Here is a 23931-nt window from a genome sequence, read left to right as displayed (position 1 = left end):
TTTGTTCGGAAGACCGGGTTTAATACCCGAACAGTTCCTCCTGCGAAACGGTACGGATCGGGCCGAGCGTCTTGAGGTAGTTGAGGTCGAGGTCCTGAATGTCACCCAGGATGCCGTAGACGTATTTGCGGTTCTTGACCCACTTTTCCTGTGCGGCTTTCACGTCGGCGAGCGTCATCGCCTGCACCTTCTCGAAGATCTGCTTGTCGCGGTCCTCTCCGAGGCCCATGTTGCGCAGCTTGATGAAACTCCACAGCACCTGTTCCTTCACCGTGCGGTCGGTGCGCAGGCGCGAAATCAACCCTTCCTTGGTGATCTTGAACGCAGCCTCCGATTCGGGCATCTGGTTGATGATTTCGTCGAAAGCTTCGATCGCCGTCTGCATCTTGTCGTTCTGCGTGGCGATGAAAGCCATGTAGCCGTACTTCATGTCGCCATAGTGCGGCTGCATGATGTATGCCGAAGCCGAGTAGGCCAGGCCGCGTGCCTCGCGCATCTCTTGGAACACGACCGAGTTCATGCCGCCGCCGAAATACTCGTTGTAGAGCGTGATTTCGGGGTCGGCCGTGACGTCGAACTGTTTGCCGAGGTTCGCATACTGGAGGTAGTAGAGCTGCTTGGCGTCGTATTGGGCCATCAGCACTTTGCTTTCGTCCGTGGGCAGCAGCTGCAGGTGTTTTTTCTCGAGCGGTTGGAGTTCCGCAGGCGTTTTGTGGTGTGCGGCCAGGGCCTCCTTCACTTCCGTTTCCGACTGCGGGCCGTAGTAGAGAGCCTTGTGCCGTTTGCCCAGCAGGTCGTGAACCTTCGCCAGCAGCGCCTCGGAGGTTATGGCTTCGAGTTCCGGGTTGGTGAGTGTCGTGCGGCGGATGAAGTCGGGCCCGTAGAACAAGTAGGTTTGCAGGGCGCCGAAGCAGCGGCTCTGGTTGAGTTTGTTGTCGGCGCGGCTCTTGATCCTGTCGGCCTTGAGATTGGCGAGAATCGCCTCGTCGGGTTTGGCGTCGTTCAGCAGTCCGCCGACGATCTCCATCGCCTGGCCCATGTTCTCGCTCAATCCCTTGATCGAGATATGGCATGAATTGGGTCCGGCCTGCATCGAGAACGAGCAGGCGATGCCGAACATTTTCGAGGCGATCTGCTCGGCCGTCAGCGATTCGGAGCCGAGGTAGCTCAGGTAGTCAAACGCCAGGTTGAGGGCCGGATCGCTCTCCGTGCCCGTGTCGAACACGTAGGTCAGCGAGAAGATGTCGTTGCTTTCGTTTTTCTTGTAAAGTACGTCGATGCCTTTGCGGGCTTCGAACTGCGACATGTCTTTCCCGTAGTCCACGAACACCGGTTCGATGGGCTTCACCTCGGAGTTCTGTATCTCGGCCAGGAAGGCGCTCTGCGCGTCGCGGTTGGTGGCGATGGGCGTGATTTTCGGGGCTGCGATCTTCTGCTCATTGGGGTCCTTGCCTTCGCGTTTGTAGACGATGGCGTAACTTTCGGGACCGAGGTACTTGTTGGCCCAGTCCACCACATCCTGCTTGGTGATTTTTTCCATGCGGTCCAGTTGGCGGATGTCGTCGGCCCACTCCTTGCCGTAGATGAACGAGTAGACGTAGAACATGGCGCGCTGGTCGTATTTGTCGAACTCGTTCATCATCTGCATCTTGTAGTTGTTGACCGAAGCCTCGATCAACCCTTCGTCGAACTCTCCGGCGCGAATCTTCGCCGCTTCGGCCAACAGCAGGTCGCGCACTTCGTCGAGCGACTGTCCGGCTTTCGGACTGCCCGCCATGAGGAACGTTCCGTAGTCGGGCTGCGTCGAGGCATAGGCGTAGGCCGAGAGCACCTTCTGCTGCTGGTTCAGGTCGAGGTCAATCAGGCCGGCCTGCCCGTTGTAGAGGACCGAACCTACGATGTCCGCCACGTCGTTCGAGGGATCCGTTGCGGCCGGCAGTCGCCAGCCCAGCATGACGCGCGCGGCCTCGGGACCATAGACCTCCTTCACCACGGGTGAGGTGATCGGCTCTTCGGGCTTGAATTCCAGTTTCGGCAGGTCGGGGTTGGGCTGCATGCCGCCGAAGTACTTGTCGATCGTTGCGATCATCTCGTCGGGATCGAAGTCGCCCGAGACGCAGACGGCCATGTTGTTGGGCACGTAGTAGGTCTTGTGGTAGTTCTTGACGTTGGTGATCGACGGGTTCTTGAGGCTCTCCTGCGTTCCCAGCACGGTTTGCGTGCCGTAGGGATGGTTGGGGAAGAGCGCGGCGTCCATCGCCTCCCAGATTTTGCGGCTGTCCTGCGTCAGCGACATGTTCTTCTCTTCGTAGATGGTTTCCAGCTCGGTGTGGAAGCCGCGGATCACGGGATTGAGGAATCGGTCGGCCTGGATTTTAGCCCAGTTGTCGATCTGGTTCGAAGGGATGTCCTCGACGTAAACGGTCATGTCCTGCGACGTGAAGGCGTTGGTCCCGTTGGCGCCGATGGCGGCCATCAGTTTGTCGTATTCGTTGGGAATTGCGATTTTCGAAGCCTCGTAGCTTATCGAGTCGATGCGGTGGTAGATCGCCGCGCGTCCGGCTTCGTCCGAGGTCTTGCGGTAGACCTCGAAGAGCCGTTCGATCTCGTCGAGCATGGGCTTTTCGGCGGCGTAGTCGGACGTTCCGAACTTTTCGGTTCCCTTGAACATCAGGTGTTCGAAGTAGTGTGCCAGGCCGGTCGTCTCGGCAGGGTCGTTCTTGCCGCCGACCCGCACGGCGATGGCCGTCTGGATGCGGGGCTGCTCCTTCATGACGCTCATGTAGACCTTCAGGCCGTTGGGGAGCGTGTAAATCCGGGTTTTCAGCGGATCGTTCGACACCGTTTCGTACTTGTATTTGCTGCAAGCCGAAGCGAGCATCGCGAGGATGACCGCCGTTAGTAGTAGAAACCTTTTCATATGCGATATGTTTTAGAAAGTGGTTGCGAACCAGTCCCGGAGAGCGGGGTAGGTGTCGGCCGCGACATGGATCAGCATGCCTGCCGAGGCGGCCAGCTTGACGCCCGTGCCGACGACGAATGCGAGGAACGACCCGAATCCCACGAGGAAAGCCTTCGGAACGTCGCTCCGGTCGTTGAGCAGTTCGCCCAGCACGGCGCCCGCGAACGGGCCGAGGATGATCCCCACGGGCGGAAAGAGGAAGAACCCGGCGAAGACGCCTGCCGTGGCCCCGATGGCTCCCGAGCGCGATCCGCCGAAGCGCCGCGTCATCCATGCGGGCAGGAAATAGTCGGCGGCGCTCACGGCGACGGTCACGGCGAGCCACAGCCAGATCGCCCCGGAGGTCATCTGGGAGTAGGAGGTGAACCAGGCGCAGAGAAGTCCGGCGTAGCTCAACGCCACGCCCGGCAGGGCCGGTACGATGCAGCCGATGATGCCCAGTATCGAGAGCGCGAAAGCGGCTATGGAGAGGGTTATGTCCATCGAAAAGTGCTTGGCCCTGCGGCGGCGGAACTATCCGGTGAGCCGGGCGGATTCGTCCGGACCGGCCGGGGCGCGCGGCCGCCGCAGGGGTTATCTTCTGCAAAGATAACGGATTAAACGAAAAAACCTCCTTTTTCGGGGAGATTTTGTGTCGGGTCGGCCTGCCGCCGCGCCGGGGCGCGTTATTTCACGAGCCGGTTGGTCGCCGTGTCGGGGAAAACGATCCACGGGCGGAACTGCTTGGCGTCCTCGAAATCCATCAGCGCGTAGGATGCGATGATGATCACGTCGCCCACCTGCACCTTGCGTGCCGCGGCGCCGTTCAGGCACACGCAGCCGCTGTTGCGCTCGCCCTTGATCGTGTAGGTCTCGAAACGCTCTCCGTTGTTGATGTCCATGATCTGGACCTTCTCGCCTTCGATCACATTGGCGGCTTCCATGAGCGCCTCGTCGATGGTGATGCTCCCCACGTAGTTCAGGTCGGCCTGCGTGACCGTTACGCGGTGGATCTTCGATTTGATGACTTCAATCTGGAATTTCATGATCGGATACAGATATTATCAATTAAACGGATCTCCCCGGCCTGTACGGCGATGCAGCCCTGGATACGCTCCGAGTCGCTCCATGCGGCGACCTCCTGCATCGTCAGCGCGTCGACCGACTGGTAGTAGATGACCTTGAGCAGCGGGTTGCGCTCCACTTCTGCCGTGACCCATGCCTTCAGTTCGGCGGGCGTCATTTCGTGCGATTTCTCCACGGCTGCGCGCAGCGTGGCGTAGATGTGCGGCGCTGCGGCGCGGTGCGCCTCGTCGAGCAGCGTGTTGCGCGACGAGAGCGCCAGTCCGTCCTCTCCGCGGACGATGGGGCATTCGACGATCTCCACCGGCAGTTTCAACTGGGCCGTCATCGCCTTGATCACGGCGATCTGCTGGAAATCCTTCTCCCCGAAGTAGGCGCGTGCCGGGCGCACGATGTCGAACAGGCGGCTGACGACCTGCGCCACGCCGTTGAAGTGTCCGGGGCGCGTCGCACCCTCCATTACCTTGTCGATCTGCCCGAAATCGAAAATCCGTGTGTCTTCCTCGGGATATATCTCTTCGACCGAAGGCATCAGCACGAAATCCGCGCCGGCCTCTTCCAGCAGGCGCCGGTCGGCCTCCGGGGTGCGGGGGTAGTGCCGCAGGTCGTTCTTGTCGTTGAATTGCGTGGGGTTCACGAAGACGCTCACGACGACCGTGGCGTTCTCCCTGCGGGCGCGCTCCACGAGCGAGCGGTGGCCCGCATGCAGGGCGCCCATCGTGGGTACGAAGCCGATACCCGACTGTTCCGTCCGGTCCAGTTCGGCGCGAAGTTCCTTGACGCTTGTAAATACTTTCATCTCTTTCTTGAAACGAGTTGCGGGGCAAAGGTAGAAATTCCCGCAGACATAAAGAAGGAAAATCGCAGAAAAAGCATTACTTTTGTAGGAATACTAATTTCGAACGAGCATGAAAAAGCTTTTTACTATTGTATCTATGACACTCATCATTCCCGCACTGACCTCGTGCGGCGGTGGCCCCAAGGGCGATATGCCGTGGATCGTCGACCGTTTCGACGACATCAAGGTCATCCGTTACGAAGTTCCCGGTTTCGACGCCCTGCCGCTCGAAGAGAAGGAGCTGATCTATTACCTCTCCGAGGCTGCCAAATGCGGCCGCGACATTCTTTTCGACCAGAACTGCCCGGTGAACCTTCCCGTGCGCCGCACGCTGGAGACGGTTTACGAGAACTATAAGGGCGACCGCACGACGGCCGAGTGGAAGGCGTTGGAGAAATATCTCAAGAAGGTATGGTTCGCCAACGGCATCCACCACCACTACTCGAACGACAAGTTCGTGCCCGAATTCACCGAAGGCTACCTGCTCGACGCGATCGAGACCATCCCCGAGGAGAAGTTCGGCTCCCTGAACTCCCTGCGCGGCGAGGTCTGCCGGGCGATCTTCGATCCGGCGCTCTATCCGACGAAGCTCAACCAGAAGGCCGGCGACGACCTGCTGCTCACCTCGTCGAGCAACTACTACCACAACGTGAGCCAGGCCGAGGCCGAGGCGTTCTACGCCGACATGGCCGCCGCCGATGCGGGCAACCCCGAGCCGGTCTCCTACGGACTGAACTCGCAGCTGACGAAGGATGACGCGGGACGCATCTGCGAGCGTGTCTGGAAGCTGGGCGGCATGTATTCGCCGGCCATCGAGCGGATCGTCTACTGGCTCGAAAAGGCGCAGGCCGTGGCCAAAGAGCCGCAGAAGACCAACATCGCGGCGCTCGTCAGCTACTACAAGACGGGCGATCTGAAAGAGTTCGACCGCTACAACATCGGCTGGGTGAAGGACACCGTTTCGAACGTCGATTTCGTCAACGGCTTCATCGAGGACTACGGCGATCCGCTGGGCCGCAAGGCTTCGTGGGAGGCCAACGTCAACTTCATGGACACCGAGGCCTGCCACCGCACGGAGGTGATCTCCGACAACGCCCAGTGGTTCGAGGATCATTCGCCCGTGGCCGAGGCCTACCGCAAGCCGGTCGTGAGGGGCGTTTCGGCCAAGGTCATCACCGTGGCGATGCTCGGCGGCGACTGCTATCCCGCGACGCCCATCGGCATCAACCTGCCCAATGCCGACTGGATTCGCAAGGAGTACGGCTCGAAGTCGGTCACCATCGACAACATCACCTATGCCTACGACATGGCTGCTCACGGCAACGGTTTCAACGAGGAGTTCGTGCTCCGCGCCGAGGACCGCGAGCGGATGGAGCGGTACGGCAAGCTGGCCGACGACCTGCACACCGACCTGCACGAGTGCCTGGGGCACGGCTCGGGCCAGCTGGCTCCGGGTGTCAAGGGCGGCGAGCTGAAGAGCTACGGCTCGACGCTCGAAGAGACCCGCGCCGACCTGTTCGGGCTTTACTACCTGGGCGATCCGAAGCTGGTCGAACTGGGGCTGATTCCCTCGCTCGACGTCGCCAAGGCGGGTTATGCCAAGTATATCCTCAACGGCATGATGACCCAGCTGGCGCGCATCGAGCCGGGCAAGAACGTCGAGGAGTCGCACATGCGCAACCGCAAGCTGATCTGCGAGTGGTGCTACGAGCGCGGCAAGGCCGACAAGGTGATCGAGCTGGTGAAGGAGAACGGCAAGACCTACGCCGTGGTCAACGACTTCGGCAAACTGCGCGACCTGTTCGGCCAGATGCTCCGCGAGGTGCAGCGCATCAAGTCCGAGGGCGACTACGAAGCCGGCAAGGCGCTGGTCGAGCAGTATGCCGTCACGGTCGATCCCGAGCTGCACAAGGAGGTCCGCGACCGCTACTATGCGCTCGACATCGAGCCTTACGGCGGTTTCGTCAATCCCGAATACGAACTGGTGGAGAAGGACGGCAGGATCGTCGACGTGAAGATCTCCTACCCGGCCGACTACGTGGGACAGATGCTCGGCTACGCGAAGGATTATTCGTTCCTGCCCAACATCAATTAGTTTTCGATGATTGCGGCGCACCTGCCGCACATCCCTCGAATCCCCGAATGGGACGTCCGCCGAGGACTACCCATCCGGGGATTCTTCACGATGCACGACATCTGCACCGCACTGACCGAAGACGTTTCGATTCTCACGGGCTCTTTACCTGCTCCGCGATAAGCGAAAACGGTGCAGAATCGCTCTGCACCGCACTGATCGGAACCGTGTGGTTCCGGCTTACTCTTTCGCCGCGGCTCCGCCGTCGATGGCGAACGCCGAGACGATCACCATCTTCTCGTCCACGTTGTTGGGGTTCGAGACGATGATGCCGTATTCGCCTGCGGGGCGTTCGTCGAAGGTCAGACGGTAGGAGCTTTCGCCGTATTTCTCGGCCGAAAACCGCAGGTAGTCCATCGTGTTGGAGTTCACCGAGAACGACCCGACGGCCGAGATCACCGCCGACCGGTTTTTCTTGGTGCTCTTCATGCGGAAGACGCGCACGATGGACATGGGGTCGGCCTTGTTGTCCTTGGCGCGGACGATGAGCGCGATCGGTTGCGCGGCGTCGAACCGCACGCTGGCCGAACCGCCTTCCACGAGTACTTTTGTTTTGGATTTGCTGGCTGCGAATCCGGCGATGTAGACGCCGGCGCCCGTTCGCATCCGCACGTTGTGTTTTTCGAGCTTCTTGGACGAGCCGTCGGGGAATACGCCGACGACCTCTCCCTCGAATTCGGGTTCGAGGGTCTGTGCCTTTACTGCATCACCCCCCCCCACATCATGGCCGTTGCAGCCATCAGGAATAGGATTTTTTTCATCATTGTATTGATTTGATTCTTAACCGCGCACCGTGCGCGACGGACAAAAATAGCAAAAATCGGCGAAGGTTGTATACCCCCCCCCGATTTTTTTGAAACGGCTCTCCGAAATGCCGCGGGGCGCTCCTTTTCGGGGCTGCGCCTCGCTTTCCGGGCTGCTCCTCGACCTCTTCGGAATTGCTCTTGCCGACGCCGCAAACCGGGCATGTCCGGTCGTCGGGAATCTCCTCGGACGGCGTTCCGGGCGCGGCGGAAATCCGGCCGACGTCCTATACCGATAATATATATAGGCGAAATCATCCGTCCGCTCTTTTCGCAAAGCGGTTCCGGGGCCGTTTTTGTTGTCGTCCGGGCCGTTTCGGCCACTCCGTATCGGAAAACTATTTCACCGCAAACAGCTCAATTATCACTTTTATTGCTATCTTTGTCGATGATAGGAACCACCGACGGTTTCCTGTCCGACAAAAGCATCTGGGAAATTGAATAATTCGGTAAATACAACATTATCAATGACTCCCGATCCGATTTTTATCGGGGGGGGGGATTTTTGTAATGGGCGAATCCTGAATCGGGGTCGCCGGTATTTTCGTGTATCGGGCAGACGGGACTTCAAATGGCAGACGTCAAGACATGCAGCATCTCCTCCACGGAATTCGGGAAGTTATTTTTCGAATTCAAGCCCCGTTTTATCGCCCTGGCATACCGTTATGTCCGCGATCGGGAGACCGCCGAAGACCTGGTGTCGGACAGTTTCATGACCTTTTGGGAAATGCACGAAAACCTGCCGGCGGACATCAATGTGCCGGCCTATATCCTCACCTCGGTCAAAAACCGCTGCCTGAACCATCTCAACGCTCAAATCCGCCACCGCAGGGCGGAACAGGACATGCATTCGACGCTGACGCGCCGGCTGCATGCCGACGTGCGCTCGCTGTCGGCCTGCGATCCCGACCTGCTCTTTTCCGAGGAGATTCGCGCCATCCTGAAACAGGCAGTCCGCAAGATGCCGAAAATGACCCGCAGCGTATTCCTGTTAAGCCGGATCAGAAATATGACGTACAGCGAGATCGCCGCCGAACTGGGAATTTCCGTCAGCCATGTCAATTTCGAAATCCGCCGGGCGCTCAGCCTGATGCGCACCGAACTGAAGGATTACCTCCCGGCCGTACTGATCACCCTGCTGCTTTCGTCCCGGTGGTAGGATAGCGTCCGCAGGGCCGCCCGGAGCTCGTTCCGATCTTTTTTCAAAAAAACAGCATTTTTTACTACTTACCCCGTCCATGTGTTTGTTATTACTATATAACACGAACACATGGACGATCTTTTATTGCAGAAATACTTGAGAAACGAGACCTCGGAAGAGGAACTCGTCGAGGTGCTCGACTGGTTGGATGCGTCAGCGGAAAATCAGCGGTATCTCGATCGGCTCGATTATATTTCCAATCTCAATATCCTGGCCGGAGAGGCGCAGCCTCGTGTCCGCAGACGCACCGTTTCGCTCTGGAAGAGGGCGGCTCAATGGAGTGCCGGAGCCGCCGCCGTGCTGCTCGTGTGTGCCGGGTTGAGCCACTATCTGGCCGACAGGGTCCTCGAACACCGTGCCCAGGACATGATGGCCATTACCGCGCCCAACGGGCAGAGCATGTCCGTCACCTTGAGCGACGGGACGACCGTATGGCTCAATTCGGGCGCCAAGTTGGAATACCCTTCGATTTTTTCCAGAAAGACACGCCGGGTCAAGATTTCGGGCGAGGCCATGTTCGAGGTGGAACACGACGCCAGCCGTCCGTTCATCGTGGAAACATTCGCCTGCGATGCCGAGGTGCTGGGTACGAAATTCAACATCCTGGCCGATGCCCGGACCGCCGATTTCTCGGCGGCGCTGCTCGAAGGGCGGCTGAAAATCTCGAACCGCCTCGTCGGCGGCGAATCCTTCATTCTCTCGCCCAACGATCAGATCGACCTGGTCGACGGACATCTCAAACTCAACCGGATAACCGATCCGGACGACTTCCGCTGGGTCGACGGGCTGATGAACCTGAACACGCTGTCGTTCGGGGAGGTGATCCGCAAATTCGAGAACTATTACGGAGTCCGGATCACGATCGACAATCCCGAGGATATGCCCGAACTCAAGTACCACGGCAAAATCCGCGTGTCGGACGGTGTGGACCATGCGCTGAAGCTGCTCCAGATCACCAATAACTTCTCCTATACGCGCGACGACGAGACGAATACGATCCACATAAAAATAACTAAAATCTAAACCGACTCTATGGAATAAACCGCCTCTGCCTCAAGACACTTTTATGCTGCACCGCCGACGCGTCCGGACACGGTCGTGTCCGCCGGCGGGAGATAAACAGTGATTCGATTGCTAACCTATTGATCTTAAATCAGCAAACTTATGAAAAATTTAAGTATTAGGCAGATAAAATGCCTGATTACTCTAATTCTCGCCGTGTTCCTGTGCGGTGCGCCCGCCGTGGCCCAAACGCAGAAAATCGCGGTGAAGCTCGACATGACGAAGGTTCCGATGAAGACCGTCATGAACGAAATCGAAAAGCAGACCAAGTATCTTTTCCTTTATACGGACGAAATCGACACGAAACGCATCGTCTCGATCAAGGCCGATTCGAAGCCTCTCAACGAGGTGCTGCCGCTGCTGTTCAAGGACACGGACATCACCTATGAGATCACGGTTCCCAACATCGTGCTGTCGAAGCGCGTTGCCGCAGCGAGGCCGACGGCCATCTCGGGCGTGGTGAAGGATTCCGGCGGCCTGGGCATTATCGGAGCCACCGTTCTGATCAAGGGCACGACCGTCGGAACGACCACCGGCATCGACGGAGACTTCGCCCTGACGGTCCCCGCCTCGGTCGACAACCCCGAACTTTCGGTCAGCTTCGTCGGTTACGAAACCCGTGTCGTGCCTATCGGCTCGCGCACGACTTTCGACATCAGGCTGTCCAACTCGTCCATCGAAGTCGAGCAGGTCGTCGTTACGGCCCTGGGCATCAAACGCGCCGAGAAAGCCCTGTCGTACAACGTGCAGCAGGTGAATTCCGATGCCATCACGGCCAACAAGGACGCCAACTTCATCAATTCGCTCAACGGCAAGGTCGCAGGTGTGAACATCAACGCCTCGTCGGCGGGCGTCGGCGGCGCTTCGAAGGTCATCATGCGCGGTATGAAGTCCATTTCGCAGACCTCCAATGCGCTTTACGTGATCGACGGCGTGCCGATGTTCACCAAGGCTCAGGAGGGCGGCACGGAGTTCAGTTCGCAGGGCACGACCGATCCCATCGCGGACATCAACCCCGAGGACATCGAGTCGATCTCCGTGCTGACGGGCGCTGCGGCAGCTGCACTGTACGGTTCGGACGCAGCCAACGGCGCCATCGTCGTGACGACCAAAAAGGGACAGGCCGGGCAGCTCTCCGTCACCGTGACGAGCGGCATCGAGATCATGACTCCGTTCGTCCTTCCCGAGTTCCAGAACCGCTACGGCACGGGCAACCTCCGCGTGCCGGACGGGGCCGAGCATCTGAGCTGGGGCAAGGCGCTCAACAGCGCCAACAAAATGGGGTACGACCCCCGTCACGACTACTTCCGCACCAGCACGGCCAATAACGAGAGCTTCTCGCTTTCCGCCGGTACGGAGCGCAATCAGACCTACTTTTCGGCCGCGGCGATCAACTCCCGCGGCATCGTGCCCAACAACAGCTACGACCGCTACAACTTCACCTTCCGCAACACGACCTCTTTCCTGAACGAAAAGATGCGGCTGGACGTAGGAGCCAGCTACGTGCTGCAGGAAGACTGCAACATGGTCAATCAGGGTACCTACAACAACCCCATCGTGGGCGCCTACCTCTTTCCCCGCGGCAACGACTGGGAGGAGATCAAGATGTACGAACGATACGATCCCGTGGACAAGATTTCCACGCAGTACTGGCCCATCGGCGCTGCCGGAATGACCATGCAGAACCCCTACTGGGTCAACTACCGCAACCTGCGCGAGAACCGCAAGGACCGTTACATGCTCAATGCGGCGCTCTCCTACGACATCTTCGACTGGCTGAATGTCTCGGGGCGTATCCGCGTCGACAACTCGCACAACACCTACACCGAGAAAGCCTATGCCTCGACGAATACGCAGCTGACCGAATTGTCGGAGAACGGCCTTTTCGGCATTACGAAAAGCATGGACCGCCAGGTTTACGGCGACGCCCTCGTCAATATCAACAAGACGTTCGGCGACGACTGGTCGTTGCAGGCCAACGTCGGCGCGTCCTTCTCGGACATGAAGAACGACGCCATGAAGATTCGCGGACCCATTTCCGACGGCAAGTCGGGCGAAAAGGCCGGACTGGCCAACGTGTTCAACATCCAGAACCTGAGCAATTCGACCCGGACCACCCGGTTGCAGGAGGGTTGGCGCGAACAGACCCAGTCGGTCTTCGCGTCGGCCGAAATCGGCTACAAGGGCACGTACTACCTGACGCTGACGGGCCGTAACGACTGGCCTTCGCAGCTGGCGGGTCCGCACTCGAACGCCAAGTCGTTCTTCTATCCGTCGATCGGCGCTTCGGTCGTGCTGTCGCAAATCATCGGCAACATGCCCGAAAACCTCTCCTACATCAAACTCCGCGGTTCGTTCGCTTCGGTCGGCGTATCGTTCGCGCGTTACGTCGCCAATCCGCTTTACGGCTGGGACGAGAGCGGTCTGGGCTGGAACCTCCAGACGCAATATCCGGCTTTCCACCTTCAGCCCGAGCGCACCAAATCGTTCGAGGCCGGCCTCACCATGCGTTTTCTCAAACACTTCAACCTCGATCTGACCTACTACAATTCGCGCACGCAGAACCAGACCTTCGACCCGCAGATTCCGGGCGGTTCGGGTTACTCCTCCATCATCATCCAGTCAGGTAACGTCCGCAACCGCGGTATCGAGCTGGCGCTGGGTTACAAGAACACCTGGAGGGACTTCTCGTGGGACACGAATTACACGTTCTCGACCAATAAGAATAAGATCACCTCGCTGGCCAACAACTGCATCAACCCGGCGACCGGCGAACAGTTCAGCATCGACCTGCTCGACATGGGCGGTCTGGGCGACGCCCGTTTCCTGCTGATGGAAGGCGGCACGCTGGGCGACCTCTACTCGCTGGTCGATCTGAAATACGACAACAACAACGCCATCTACGTCGACGAGGAAGGCAACCTGCCCACCCAGTCGATCGAGGATGTGAAAAAGTTCATCAAACTGGGCTCCGTACTGCCCGACGCCAATATGTCGTGGCGCAACGACTTCCGCTGGAAGAACCTGAATTTCGGATTCATGGTATCGGCGCGTCTGGGCGGCATCGTCTTCTCCCGCACACAGGCCACGCTCGACTATTTCGGCGTGTCGGAAGCCACGGCGGCGGCGCGTGACAGGGGAGGTGTCCTGATCAACGGCCGCGACATGATAGACGCCAACGTCTGGTATTCGGCCGTGGCCGGCGGCAATTCCCTGCCCCAGTTCTACACCTACTCGGCGACCAACGTCCGTCTGCAGGAGGCTTCGATCGGCTACACGATCCCCCGCAAATGGCTGCGCAACGTCTGCGAGATCACCGTATCCCTCGTAGGCCGCAACCTCTGGATGATCTACAACAAAGCGCCGTTCGACCCCGAGTCGATCGCTACGACGGGCAACTACTATCAGGGAGTCGACTACTTCATGATGCCGTCGCTGCGGAACGTGGGATTCAACCTCAGACTCAAATTCTAAAGCTGCAACCGTTATGAAAAATACAGTTATCAAATCGGTATTTGTCCTGGCCCTCGCATGCAGCGGGGCATCGTGCACCGGCAATTACCTCGAAATAAACAGCAACCCCTACGAGGTCACCGAAGAGGAGATGCAGCGGAAAGGCTATGCCATCAGCTCCTACCTCAATGCCATCTTCGGAACGATCATTTCGCCCGACGTCAATACGACGCAGTTCACCGACGCCCTGCTGGGCGGTACGCAGGGCGGTTATTTCGCCGACTCGCAGAACGGTTGGAAGACGACCATCTCCAATTACAACCCGACGAACGACTGGACGCGCGTGTTCATGTACAGCGACCGCATCATCCCGGTGCTTTACAGCAACCTGATGAAACTGAACGGCATTTCGGAGGACCCGATCGTGCTCTCCATCGCCAAAATCGCGAAAGTCTGCGCCATGAACCGCGTAACGGACGCTTACGGCCCGATTCCCTACTCGGAAATCGGAATCAGCGGTAAGATTCAGGTTCCCTACGACACGCAGGCCGACGTTTACCGGCAGATGTTCGACGAGCTGGACGAAGCGATCGAGATGCTGACGGCGCACAGCAGCGAGGCCATCACGGCTTCGACCGACCCGGTTTACGAAGGCAGTGCCGAGAAGTGGTGCAAATTCGCCAACTCGATGAAACTGCGCCTGGCGATGCGTGTCGTCTACACCGACTTCACCAGTTCGAAGGGCAAGACGCCCCGGCAGCTGGCCGAGGAGGCCGTCAGCAACAAGGTCGGCGTTTTCACGTCGAACAGCGACAACGCCAAACTGCCCTCCGTCGCCTTCGGCAAGGACGGCAACCCGCTGCGGGCCGCCTGTCTGTATAACCAGCCGGAGGGGTCGAATACGGGCGGCGACACCCACGCGGCAGCCGACATCATCTGCTACATGAACGGCTACGACGATCCGCGCCGCGACAAGTATTTCATCAAGTCCGAATGGGAGGGCATCGACTATGTGGGCATACGCCGCGGCATCGAGATTCCTTCGCTGAACACGATCGGACGCAAATATTCGGGTGTGAAGTTCGAGAACGACGCCGAGACGCCGCTCTACTGGATGAACGCCGCCGAAGTCGCATTCCTGAAGGCCGAGGCCAAGGCCGTCTTCGACATGAACATGGGCCCCGGAACGGCCAGGGACTTCTACGAGGAGGGCGTTCGCCTCTCGTTCGAGCAGTGGGGTGTCACGGGTGTCGCCGAATACCTCGCCGGCACGACGCTCCCGCAGACCTACATCGACCCGAACGGCGGTGCGAACAGCGACAAGAACAACAGCCTCTCCCGGCTCGGCGTCGCCTGGGACGACAGTGCGTCGAAAGCCCAGATGCAGGAACGCATCATCACCCAGAAGTGGATCGCCAACTGGCAGCTGGGCAACGAGGCATGGGCCGACTACCGCCGCACGGGCTTCCCGCGCCTGCTTCCCGCCACGGCGAACAAGAGCAGCGTCGTCGATTCGAAACTCGGCGCCCGCCGTATGCCCTATCCTACCGAAGAGAGGACCAGCAATGCCGAGAACTACGCCAAGGCCGTGGCCTTGCTGGGCGGCAGCGACAACATGGCGACCCGCATCTGGTGGGACTGCAACCCCGACGTCAAATAACCGCTCATGCAGTTTAAAACGTATAAAATGAAATTCGACATGAAAAACATACTCATTCCGGCTCTTGCCGCAGCGGCCCTTCTGGCCTCCTGCAGCGAGTGGACCGAAGCCGAAAACAAGGACTACCTGCCCCAGATACGGCAGGACGACCCGGCCTACCTGGCCGCGCTCCGGGATTTCAAGGCCGACGAAAGCGGGCACAAGGTGGTGATGATGACAATTCAGGGAACCTCCGCGATGCCGAACCGGCAGAACCAGCATCCGACGGCCATGCCCGACAGCGTCGACTACCTGCTGATGACCGATGTCGACGACCTGCATCCGGAGATCGTGGCCGAGATCGCCGAAGTCCGCTCGACGAAAGGCACGCATTCGCTCAACATCGTGGACTACGCGGCGATCCAGAGTGTGTGGAACGCCTTGAAAGAGGCCGCCGCGGATACGGAGCACGAGAGCGACTACACCGACGAGAAATTCCCGGCCTATTGCAAAGCGCAGACCGAAACGCAGCTCTCGAACTGCAACCGGTACGGTTTCGACGGCGTCGTGATCTCCTATACGACCACTCCCGGGGACGAGATCGCCGACGGGCAGGCAACCTTCATGGCGTGCGTCAGGACGTGGTGCCAAAGCAATCCCGATCTGCTGCTTTTCACGCGAGCCGCCTATATCCCCAACCTGCTGAACCCGGAGTTGCTGCCCGACAGCAAATTCATCATTCTCGTCGCCGACGCGAGCCGGAAGACCGCTTCGGACCTGACGCTGTGGGCCCGCAACCACCTGCGCGACACCAGGGACAAACTCGGAGAGGCGAAGTTCAGCGAGTTCTCCGACCGTTTCGTCATGGAAGCCTCCGTTCCGTCGCTTGAGACCGGCGAACAGACCGGCGCGTCGGTTCAGGTTGCGGCGGCATGGGTCGCAGATCCGGCGAAAGACACGAAAGTCGACTACGACAAGGTGGGCCTCTGCGTGCTGGACGCTGCGAACGACTACTTCAACAACCTGACGAATTACAAAAACATCCGCGAGGCCATCGGTATTCTGAACCCCGAAAACGACAACGACAATGAAAACGATCATCAATAAATCAGGATTTGCCTGGTGCATCCTTCTGGCTCTGGCGTTTACCGGCTGCCAGGGCGACCAGGAGGGCAAACACCACTTCGACAACAAGGTATTCATTTCGGCCGCGAGCTATACTCCCGAGGTACGCGTCATGCGCGACGCGCTCGACGTGACCGAGGAGCAGACCTGCGAGATCACCGTCGCCATGGCGCAGCCCGTCGCCCAGGACATCACCGTTTCGTTCGCCGAGGCTCCCGAACTGCTCGACCGCTACCGGACGTTCTACGACGATCCGACGGCGCAGCTGCTTCCTTCGGACGGGGGATATTACGACTTCTCGCAGGTTTCGGCCGTCATCCGGACGGGATTGGTCGAGAGCGAGCCGCTCGCCTTTACGTTCAAAAAGCTCGACAAACTGCCTATCGAAAACAAGGAGCGTTACGTGCTTCCGATGACGATCGTTTCGGCCGACGGCATGGAGGTCCTCGCAAGTGCCCGGACGGTCTATTTCGTCTTCATGAAAGCTGCTTTGGTCAACGTCGTGGTCGACATGAACGAAAACTGCGCGTGGCCCAACTGGACGAGCGACACCGAAGCGGTGAAGGACATGGAACGCTTCTCGTTCGAGGCGCTCGTTTACGGCAACTCGTTCAAAAAGGAGGTTTCGACGATCATGGGCATCGAGGATGTTTTCCTGCTGCGCGTGGGTGACGCCGACATCCCCATGAACCAGGTGCAGGTCGCGTTCTGCACCAAGGACGAGGGTTCGACCTACCGCGGTTACATAACGTCGTCCTCGCTCAAGTTGCAGCTCTACCGCTGGTATCATATCGCCGTGACGTTCGATAAGGGCAATATATGTGTCTACCTCGACGGCAAGCTGAAGGCATCGGGACAGACCGTCACGGACAAGAAGGACGAGCAGGGCAATCCCGTGCTGATCGACAAGATCAACTTTGCGGTTCCCCACTCCGACGAGAGCGACGGCAAGCCCCGCTGCTTCTGGATCGGCTACTCCTACGACGACAAGCGCAGTTTCGACGGTATGATGGGCGAGATCCGCGTCTGGAACAAGGTGCTCACCGCCGAGGAGATCAATGCCAAAGATCACTTCTACAAGATCGACCCCGCATCCCCGGGTCTGGTTTCATATTGGAAATTCAACGACAACAACACCAAGGACAAGGTCATCAAGGACTATTCGGGAAACGGCTTCCACCTGGAAACGAAGAACAACGCCAACTGGCAGAACGTATCGGTTCCCGCGGAGGATTAGACAATCACGACAACACAAATACTATTCACTAACCTTTTAATTACTAAAACATGAAAAAAAGATCATTTTTGATGTTTCTTGCAGGGATGTTCGCCATCTCCGGGGCATTCGTCTCCTGCGACGACTCTGACGACACGGACGGCGTAAATAAATTGGAAGTTACGCCTTCGACCGACATTTCGTTCAAGGCCGACGGAAACGAGGACGTAGTCCTGACCGTCGTCACCGATGCCGATAAATGGAGTGTCGAGAAAACCGACTGGATCACGGTCAAGCAGAACGGCAACAAGCTGACCGTGAACGCCGAAGCCAATACGACGGAATCGGAGCGTCCCGGACGCATCACGATTTCGGCAGGAAACGCCGAGCCTGTCAAGATCAACGTGCTCCAGGAAGCGCTCGAAGTCGGTGAAATCGTTTTGAGCGTAACGCCTTCGGATCCCATTGCTTTCGAGGCCAAGGGCAACGAAGCCGTCGTGCTGACCGTTACGACCAACGCTTCCGAGTGGACCTACACCTTCCCGGAGGAGTGGATGACCGCGACGAAGGAGGGCGACAAGCTGACGGTCAATGCCAAGGACAACACGGGCGACGCCCATGTGGGCCAGATCGTCATCACCGCCGAGCAGAAGACGGTGAAGATCTCCGTGACGCAGAAGGCCGCCTCGACCGAGCCTGATCCGACCGACAAGATCGCCGGTTCGCTGACGACCGCCGACGCGCTGAGCCACACGTTCCCCTACAAAGAGCCTCAAGCGGTCAAGAAAACCCTCACCTTCGAACTGGAGAAGGCCGCCGAAGCCGAAACCCGGGTGAAGATCAACTTCGACGAGGCCTATGTTGCGGAGTTCAACTATCTCAACGGGACCAAGCACGTCGCTTTCCCCAAAGCGAGCGTTGCCATGTCCAATAACAACATCGTGACGATCGCAGCCGGTGCTACGAGCGCCACGATCGAGGTTACGCTCTCCCCGAGCGCAGAACTCAACACCAAGGACACCTATATGGTTCCCCTGCAGGCCGTGGCCGAATCGGACAATGTGACCGTGAAAACGGACGCTGCCCGCGTGAACTTCATCGTCAAGCAGCAGGGTTCGAAAACGGTCCGGAACTTCCTCTATTTCGAGGTGAACGACACCAACCCGCTCAATGCGCTGGAATATGTACTGGCGGACGGTCAGTTGTTCTTCGACGCCGTCGTGCTTTTCTCGGGCAACATCCACTGGGATACGCAGAGCGGCAAGCCCTACATGCACTATAACGACAACGTCACGGCGCTGCTCAAGGACAAGGATCTGTACATCCAGCCGCTGCGCGACCGGGGCATCAAGGTGCTGATGGGCGTTCTGGGCGACCACGACGGCAGCGGTCCGGCCAACCTGACGGAAAAGGGCGCCGAGGTGTTCGCCGAGCATATCGCCGAGATGTGCGTCGAATACGGTCTCGACGGTATCTGTATGGACGACGAGTACTCGGAGTACTACAAGGCTCCCACGAACGAGTATTTCACGGGCAGCAGCACCTCGCTGAAGCAGGCGACCTACTTCCTGGAGCGTGCGAACTATTACATGAAGAAGGACGTGCCCTGGGAGACGATGACCGCGGTATTCTACTGGGGCGTTTACGGCTCGGGCATGCCGGCGATCAACGGCCGCCAGCCGGCGGAGTTCGTCGATATGGTCAATGCCAACTACGGCGGCAGCGCTTCGCCGGTAGCCGGAGGCGACAAGTCGATGTGTTCGTTCATGTCCGTCGAGTGCAACCTCGGAGGCGGTTGGGTCAGCGAAGATTCGGCCCGTCAGGCCAAAGAGGCCGGCTACGGCTGGTGCATGTGGTTCGCACTCGATCCCGTACTGGGCCGCGAGCCTTGGAGCAAGCTGTCGGCTGCTGCCAAAGGCCTCTACGACCAGGAACTGATGCCGCGAACCGGTTACTACAAAAAGACCGGAGCAGGCAGGTATGATCCTACCCGTTACGAAGAATAGCAATCCAACCAGTTTATGGCGGCGGTATGAAAAACGCACGCGCTTGCATACCGCCGCTTTTTCCCACAAAAACCAAAACCAACCGATACCATGAAAATAGCAAAATGGTTTCTCTTCGCTGCAACCGCGCTCGTATTGTGCGGCGCCTGCGACGATAAAGACAACGAGGAGCCGGCTCCGGCTCCGGACAAGATCGCCATCACCCCGAAAACGGCCAACGTCAGCAGCAAGGGCGGCGAGGCGTCCGTAATGGTCACCAGCTCGGGTCAGTGGACGCTCTCCGACAACACGAACGACTACGTGACGCCTTCGGCCCTGAAGGGCAAGGACGGCGACATCGTGAAGTTTACGGTAAAAGCCAACGACAAGGAGGAAGACCAGACCTTCAACTATACGTTCACCTGCGGCAAGGAGACGGCTTCCTATGCGATCACCCTCAAGAAGAGAGCCTCGCAGACCGAGGAGCAGCTCGAAATCGCGTTCGTTCCCGAATCGAACATCCTGCCCCGCGAGGGCGGAAACGTCTCGGTGCTGGTAACCAGTTCGGACGAATGGACGCTCGAAGGCTCCTATACCTTCGTGCATCCATCGGCCGCTACCGGCAGCGACGGCGCCGAGGTGACCTTCGCGGTCGATCCCAACGAGACCGAAGAGGACAAGGTCGCCGACTACGTTTTCAAGATGGGCAGCAAGAGCGTGCCTTTCCGGATCACGGTGAAGGGCGGTGTCATCTACACCCTGGAGATCGTCGGGGAGAAGGAGCTGAAGTTCGCCTATACGAAGCAGGACAAAATCGCCGTGACGCTGAACACGAATGTCCCGTACCGCGATCTGGCAGCCGAAATCACCTCGACCGAGGAGGGCTGGCTGACAAAGGGCGTGACGGTTCAGGGCGCGACCGAGACCGAAGTCATCATGTATTTCGACATGACGCAGAACGACGGGCTTGGCCCGCGCGAGGCTTCGGTGAAGATCACCGGTCCCAAAGGCGGTGAGGATATTCTGAAAGTCAAGCAGATGCCCCAGTCCAGGATCGAAGTGGCCGAGACATCCTACTATCTGGAGGTCAAGGGTTCGACGATCGAGATTCCCGTAACGGCCAACGTCGGATTCGACGTGACGCTCTCCGAGTCGGCCGGTGACTGGTTCAAATACAACAGCTTCGCCGACGGCAAACTGAAATTCACCTATCAGGATCTGCCCGAAGGAACCATCCGCTCCTGCACGGCGACCCTCACCGAGAAGGAGCCCGCAGCGGGCACGCAGCCGCTGACCGTCGTCCTGATGTTCTCGCAGAAAACCAAAGGCATGATCAGCACGGCCGTCAATATGACGGGCACCCGCGCATGGCCCGCATGGACCGATCCCGCGCCGGTGACCAACATGTCGGCGTTCACGCTCGAAGCGCTGGTGAACCCGACTGTTTCCAGAACCAGCGGCAGCCTGTCGACGATCATGGGCATCGAGGGCAAGTTCCTCGTTCGTCTGGGCGATGTCGGTATTCCCTGGAACCAGGTTCAGGTATGCTGGGATTCCGGCAGACAGGGAACCTGGGGTCCGGTCGAAGGCAAGTTGAGCAACAGCGACATGAAGGTCAACCTCAACGAATGGACGCATATCGCCGTCACGTTCGGCGACGGAGCGGTCAAGGTGTTCATCAACGGCGTGGAGAAAGGGTCCACGACGACGGATGTTCCCGCGACGGTGAATTTCGGCGTCGCGCACAACGACGAGCAGGCTCCTTCGGGACAGCAGATTACCCGCTGCTTCTGGGTAGGTTACTCGTATGAGCCTGCACGTGATTTCCGGGGCATGATGTCCGAGCTTCGCATCTGGAACCGGGCGCTGACCGCCACCGAGCTTGCCGAGGAGGGCCGCCGTTACGACGTGGATACCAAAGCGGACGGTCTGGTCACCTACTGGAAGTTCGACGAAGGCCAGGGTGACGTCGTCAAAGACCACACGTCCTACCGCAACGATCTGGCATCCGACGGCCTGAAATGGGAACCCGTCAGCCTGCCTTAACGCACAACGACACTAACCGAGCAGAACAGCTCCGAATCGGCTGGTTCGGAGCTGTTCCTTTTTCCGGCGGACGCGCCGTATCCGACCCGGCCGGGAAAAATATCCTTCAACTCAAACCAACCTCTAACATGAAATTTATGTCCCGTTTTCTCATTCCGGTCTGTACGCTGCTTGCAGGCCTGATGTTCGGAGCCTGCTCCGATAAAGACAAGCAGATCGAAGACTTGCCGGAGGCCCCCTATCTCACAGTCGCCCAAACGGAATTCAACGACGTCGATGTCGACGACATAACGCTTTACACGACGGTAACTTCCAGTCGGACCGTGACGGTCGGATCGTCCGACGAATGGTGCGAAGCGGAACTTCTCGCCGACACCGAGAAGAATAATCTCCGCCTGACTGTCATGGCCAATCCCGACGAAAAAGAGCGCACGGCGACTGTTACGGTAAGTGCTCCGGAGTGCGAATCGGTGGCAATCACCGTGACGCAGGCCGCCCGTGCGCCGGAACCGTTCCTCACGGTCTCCGTGAACGAGTTCCCCGAAGTCGGCAGTGCGGGCGACAAACTCACGGCGACGGTCACGACCAACCAGCCGGGCGTTCGGGTCGCGTCGAGCGAAAAGTGGTGCGAGGCTTCCTACAACCCCTCGGCCGCCAAAAACAACCTCGCGCTGACTGTTGCCGCCAACACCGGTGCGCAGCGTACGGCTACGGTTACGATAAGCGTTCCGGCGTGCGAACCCAGGCAGATCGTCGTCACGCAGCTCAAAAAACTCGATACGGGCTGCGACCTGCTGACCTTTGGCATCACGAAATCGAAGAATCCCGCGCTGACGGGCGACCTCGCGTTCACGTTCGACAAAAACGCGCGCACGCTCAAGGCCATGTACCTGAAATGGATCGAGGGCGCCAACCCGGAGATGATGATTCCGACATTCACGCACAACGGCGAAAAGGTGCTCGTCGACGGCGTGCCGGTCGTCTCCGGCGAGACGAAGATTTCGCTGGCCGAAGACGTGGAGTTGGAGGTGGTGGCCGAAAGCGGAGACCGGAAAGTCTACACCGTGACGCTGAACTGCCCGCAGATCAACACCGAACTGGCGGTGCTCCACATGCAGCCCGCCTCCGAGATCGTCGGCAAGGAGAACTACGTGGACACCCGGATCGAGCTTTTCGACAAGACGTCCGGAGCGACCGGAGAGGGATGGTGGAATACGGACGAGAACGGCAAGACGATCCAGATGCGCGGACGCGGCAATTCGACGTGGGGGCTTCCGAAAAAGCCTTTCCGCATGAAGTTCCCCGAAAAGTTCAGCCCGATCGGGCTCGACCATGCCAAAGAAAAAAGCTGGGTGCTGCTGTCGCAGGATATGGACAAGTCGCTGATCCGTACGCATATCGCCTTCTCCTATTCGCGCATTCTCTACAACAGGGCGGATAACTACCACGACGATGCCGCCGTGCTGTTCACCGCCTGCTCGAAGTATGTCAACGTCTATTTCACGGGTACTTATTACGACAGTTCGACGGGCCGTCGCGAGCGGAAGGACGGCGACTATCTGGGCGTTTACCAGATGAGCGACCAGATGGAGCGCGCCCCCGGCCGCATCGAGGTCGATAAACTCAACGAAAAGTCTCCCACCGAAGACATCGAGGGCGGTTACATCATCGAAACCGACCTCCACGAAGGCAATTTCTATTCGGCTCTGAAGCGGATCAAGATGAGTTACAAATACCCCAAGGACGACGAGTGCAAACCCGAGCAGTACGAGTATATCACCGCATTCATCAACCGGGCCGAGCAGGCGCTTTACGCCTCCGGTTACAAGGACCGCGAGAACGGCTGGCGCAAATACTTCGACGAAAAGACCCTTGCGGACTTTATCATCATCAAGGAGCTGGCCGGCGATTTGGACGGTTATACGAGCACCTACATGTACAAACGCCGCGGAGTCGACAAACTTTTCTTCGGTCCGATCTGGGATTGCGACAAGGGTTGGAACAACGACAAGCGCATACCTCATCCGAGTTATCAGCCGCTGTCGAGCCTGATGATCCATGCCGGATTCTGGATGCCCTCCTATGTCGAGAACGACTGGTTCTGGCGTCTGTGGGAGGACGAGAGCTTCCGGGCCTTCGTCGCGAAGCGCTGGGCGGACAAGAAGGCCGAACTGCTCGCCGTGACCAATCGAATCCTGGACGAAGTCCCCGTCGACATGGCCAAGGCCATCGAAGCGAACTTCTCGGTCTGGAAATTCTATTACCAGTACAGCGACGAAGCCAACATGCCGGCCAGGACCTACTCCGAAGAGATCGCACGCATCCGCACCCTGACCCAGCAGCGTGCCGCCCTGCTCGACAAACTCTTCAGCAAATAGTCGAATCCACAGGTAAGATCCTTTTGC

At 58.7% G+C, this 23931-nt stretch carries 16 protein-coding genes; 10 read left to right on the top strand and 6 right to left on the bottom strand.

Features of this window, described 5'->3' with window-relative positions; all coding sequences use genetic code 11:
- Positions 1–19: 19 nt before the first annotated feature.
- From ACGHP5_RS02110 to panC, 4 genes are all read right to left on the bottom strand, one after another.
- Positions 20–2881 (bottom strand): M16 family metallopeptidase, encoded by a 2862-nt coding sequence (locus ACGHP5_RS02110; RefSeq protein ID WP_390568390.1) that lies wholly within the window; start codon positions 2879–2881, stop codon positions 20–22.
- A 51-nt stretch (positions 2882–2932) separates the two neighbouring features.
- Positions 2933–3445: a DUF456 domain-containing protein gene (locus ACGHP5_RS02105; RefSeq protein WP_015547860.1), complete on the bottom strand. Its 513-nt coding sequence runs from the start codon at positions 3443–3445 to the stop codon at positions 2933–2935.
- 182 nt (positions 3446–3627) lie between these two features.
- A complete protein-coding gene (gene panD, locus ACGHP5_RS02100) occupies positions 3628–3987 on the bottom strand; it encodes an aspartate 1-decarboxylase (protein ID WP_015547859.1) in 360 nt (119 codons plus the stop codon).
- Positions 3984–4823, bottom strand: coding sequence for a pantoate--beta-alanine ligase (gene panC / locus ACGHP5_RS02095; protein WP_147620593.1), 840 nt, complete (start codon positions 4821–4823; stop codon positions 3984–3986). The genes panD and panC overlap by 4 nt, the downstream gene beginning before the upstream one ends.
- Positions 4824–4959: 136 nt before the next feature.
- On the opposite strand from panC, the gene ACGHP5_RS02090 reads away from it, so the two are divergent.
- Positions 4960–6957 (top strand): peptidase M49, encoded by a 1998-nt coding sequence (locus ACGHP5_RS02090; protein WP_022062567.1) that lies wholly within the window; start codon positions 4960–4962, stop codon positions 6955–6957.
- A gap of 219 nt (positions 6958–7176) precedes the next feature.
- On the opposite strand, the gene ACGHP5_RS02085 is transcribed toward ACGHP5_RS02090, so the two are convergent.
- Positions 7177–7716, bottom strand: a complete 540-nt coding sequence (locus ACGHP5_RS02085; RefSeq protein WP_022062566.1) for a hypothetical protein — start codon at positions 7714–7716, stop codon at positions 7177–7179.
- Between the two features lie 40 nt (positions 7717–7756).
- Complete coding sequence (locus ACGHP5_RS02080; protein WP_138265977.1) at positions 7757–8014, bottom strand: rubredoxin; 258 nt, start codon at positions 8012–8014, stop codon at positions 7757–7759.
- A gap of 356 nt (positions 8015–8370) precedes the next feature.
- Between ACGHP5_RS02080 and ACGHP5_RS02075 the strand changes: the two genes are divergently transcribed.
- From ACGHP5_RS02075 to ACGHP5_RS02035, 9 genes are all read left to right on the top strand, one after another.
- A complete protein-coding gene (locus ACGHP5_RS02075; protein ID WP_390567928.1) occupies positions 8371–8958 on the top strand; it encodes an RNA polymerase sigma-70 factor in 588 nt (195 codons plus the stop codon).
- A 111-nt stretch (positions 8959–9069) separates the two neighbouring features.
- Positions 9070–10023, top strand: a complete 954-nt coding sequence (locus ACGHP5_RS02070) for a FecR family protein (protein ID WP_390567927.1) — start codon at positions 9070–9072, stop codon at positions 10021–10023.
- Between the two features lie 141 nt (positions 10024–10164).
- The gene (locus tag ACGHP5_RS02065; protein ID WP_390567926.1) at positions 10165–13536 is read left to right on the top strand and encodes a SusC/RagA family TonB-linked outer membrane protein; all 3372 of its coding nucleotides are present in this window, start codon (positions 10165–10167) and stop codon (positions 13534–13536) included.
- A 13-nt stretch (positions 13537–13549) separates the two neighbouring features.
- On the top strand, positions 13550–15175 hold the full coding sequence (locus ACGHP5_RS02060; RefSeq protein ID WP_290531794.1) for a SusD/RagB family nutrient-binding outer membrane lipoprotein: 1626 nt from the start codon (positions 13550–13552) through the stop codon (positions 15173–15175).
- A 39-nt stretch (positions 15176–15214) separates the two neighbouring features.
- Positions 15215–16261 (top strand): glycoside hydrolase family 18, encoded by a 1047-nt coding sequence (locus ACGHP5_RS02055; RefSeq protein ID WP_390567925.1) that lies wholly within the window; start codon positions 15215–15217, stop codon positions 16259–16261.
- Entirely contained in the window at positions 16242–17516 is a 1275-nt protein-coding gene (locus ACGHP5_RS02050; protein WP_295901515.1) for a DUF1735 and LamG domain-containing protein, read from the top strand. The genes ACGHP5_RS02055 and ACGHP5_RS02050 overlap by 20 nt, the downstream gene beginning before the upstream one ends.
- 50 nt (positions 17517–17566) lie before the next feature.
- Positions 17567–19501 carry a BACON domain-containing protein gene (locus tag ACGHP5_RS02045; protein ID WP_390567924.1) on the top strand — a complete coding sequence of 645 codons (1935 nt, stop codon included), beginning with the start codon at positions 17567–17569 and terminating at the stop codon, positions 19499–19501.
- A 90-nt stretch (positions 19502–19591) separates the two neighbouring features.
- Complete coding sequence (locus tag ACGHP5_RS02040) at positions 19592–21526, top strand: LamG-like jellyroll fold domain-containing protein (RefSeq protein WP_337657056.1); 1935 nt, start codon at positions 19592–19594, stop codon at positions 21524–21526.
- 137 nt (positions 21527–21663) lie between these two features.
- Positions 21664–23904, top strand: a complete 2241-nt coding sequence (locus tag ACGHP5_RS02035) for a CotH kinase family protein (RefSeq protein ID WP_337657057.1) — start codon at positions 21664–21666, stop codon at positions 23902–23904.
- The last annotated feature ends 27 nt before the right edge of the window (positions 23905–23931 follow it).

This window comes from Alistipes sp. i18-0019-D1 (assembly GCF_042852885.1).
In the GTDB taxonomy this organism is placed as follows: Bacteria; Bacteroidota; Bacteroidia; order Bacteroidales; family Rikenellaceae; genus Alistipes.
This window is presented reverse-complemented; position numbering and strand designations above follow the sequence as displayed.

Coding starts and splice junctions, on each gene's coding strand:
- ACGHP5_RS02060 (WP_290531794.1), top strand. CDS start 13,550: ATGAAAAATACAGTTATCAAATCGGTATTTGTCCTGGCCCTCGCATGC.
- ACGHP5_RS02110 (WP_390568390.1), bottom strand. CDS start 2,881: ATGCTCGCTTCGGCTTGCAGCAAATACAAGTACGAAACGGTGTCGAAC.
- ACGHP5_RS02090 (WP_022062567.1), top strand. CDS start 4,960: ATGACACTCATCATTCCCGCACTGACCTCGTGCGGCGGTGGCCCCAAG.
- ACGHP5_RS02040 (WP_337657056.1), top strand. CDS start 19,592: ATGAAAATAGCAAAATGGTTTCTCTTCGCTGCAACCGCGCTCGTATTG.
- panD (WP_015547859.1), bottom strand. CDS start 3,987: ATGAAATTCCAGATTGAAGTCATCAAATCGAAGATCCACCGCGTAACG.
- ACGHP5_RS02075 (WP_390567928.1), top strand. CDS start 8,371: ATGGCAGACGTCAAGACATGCAGCATCTCCTCCACGGAATTCGGGAAG.
- ACGHP5_RS02070 (WP_390567927.1), top strand. CDS start 9,070: ATGGACGATCTTTTATTGCAGAAATACTTGAGAAACGAGACCTCGGAA.
- ACGHP5_RS02105 (WP_015547860.1), bottom strand. CDS start 3,445: ATGGACATAACCCTCTCCATAGCCGCTTTCGCGCTCTCGATACTGGGC.
- ACGHP5_RS02055 (WP_390567925.1), top strand. CDS start 15,215: ATGAAAAACATACTCATTCCGGCTCTTGCCGCAGCGGCCCTTCTGGCC.
- ACGHP5_RS02035 (WP_337657057.1), top strand. CDS start 21,664: ATGTCCCGTTTTCTCATTCCGGTCTGTACGCTGCTTGCAGGCCTGATG.
- ACGHP5_RS02045 (WP_390567924.1), top strand. CDS start 17,567: ATGAAAAAAAGATCATTTTTGATGTTTCTTGCAGGGATGTTCGCCATC.
- panC (WP_147620593.1), bottom strand. CDS start 4,823: ATGAAAGTATTTACAAGCGTCAAGGAACTTCGCGCCGAACTGGACCGG.
- ACGHP5_RS02050 (WP_295901515.1), top strand. CDS start 16,242: ATGAAAACGATCATCAATAAATCAGGATTTGCCTGGTGCATCCTTCTG.
- ACGHP5_RS02065 (WP_390567926.1), top strand. CDS start 10,165: ATGAAAAATTTAAGTATTAGGCAGATAAAATGCCTGATTACTCTAATT.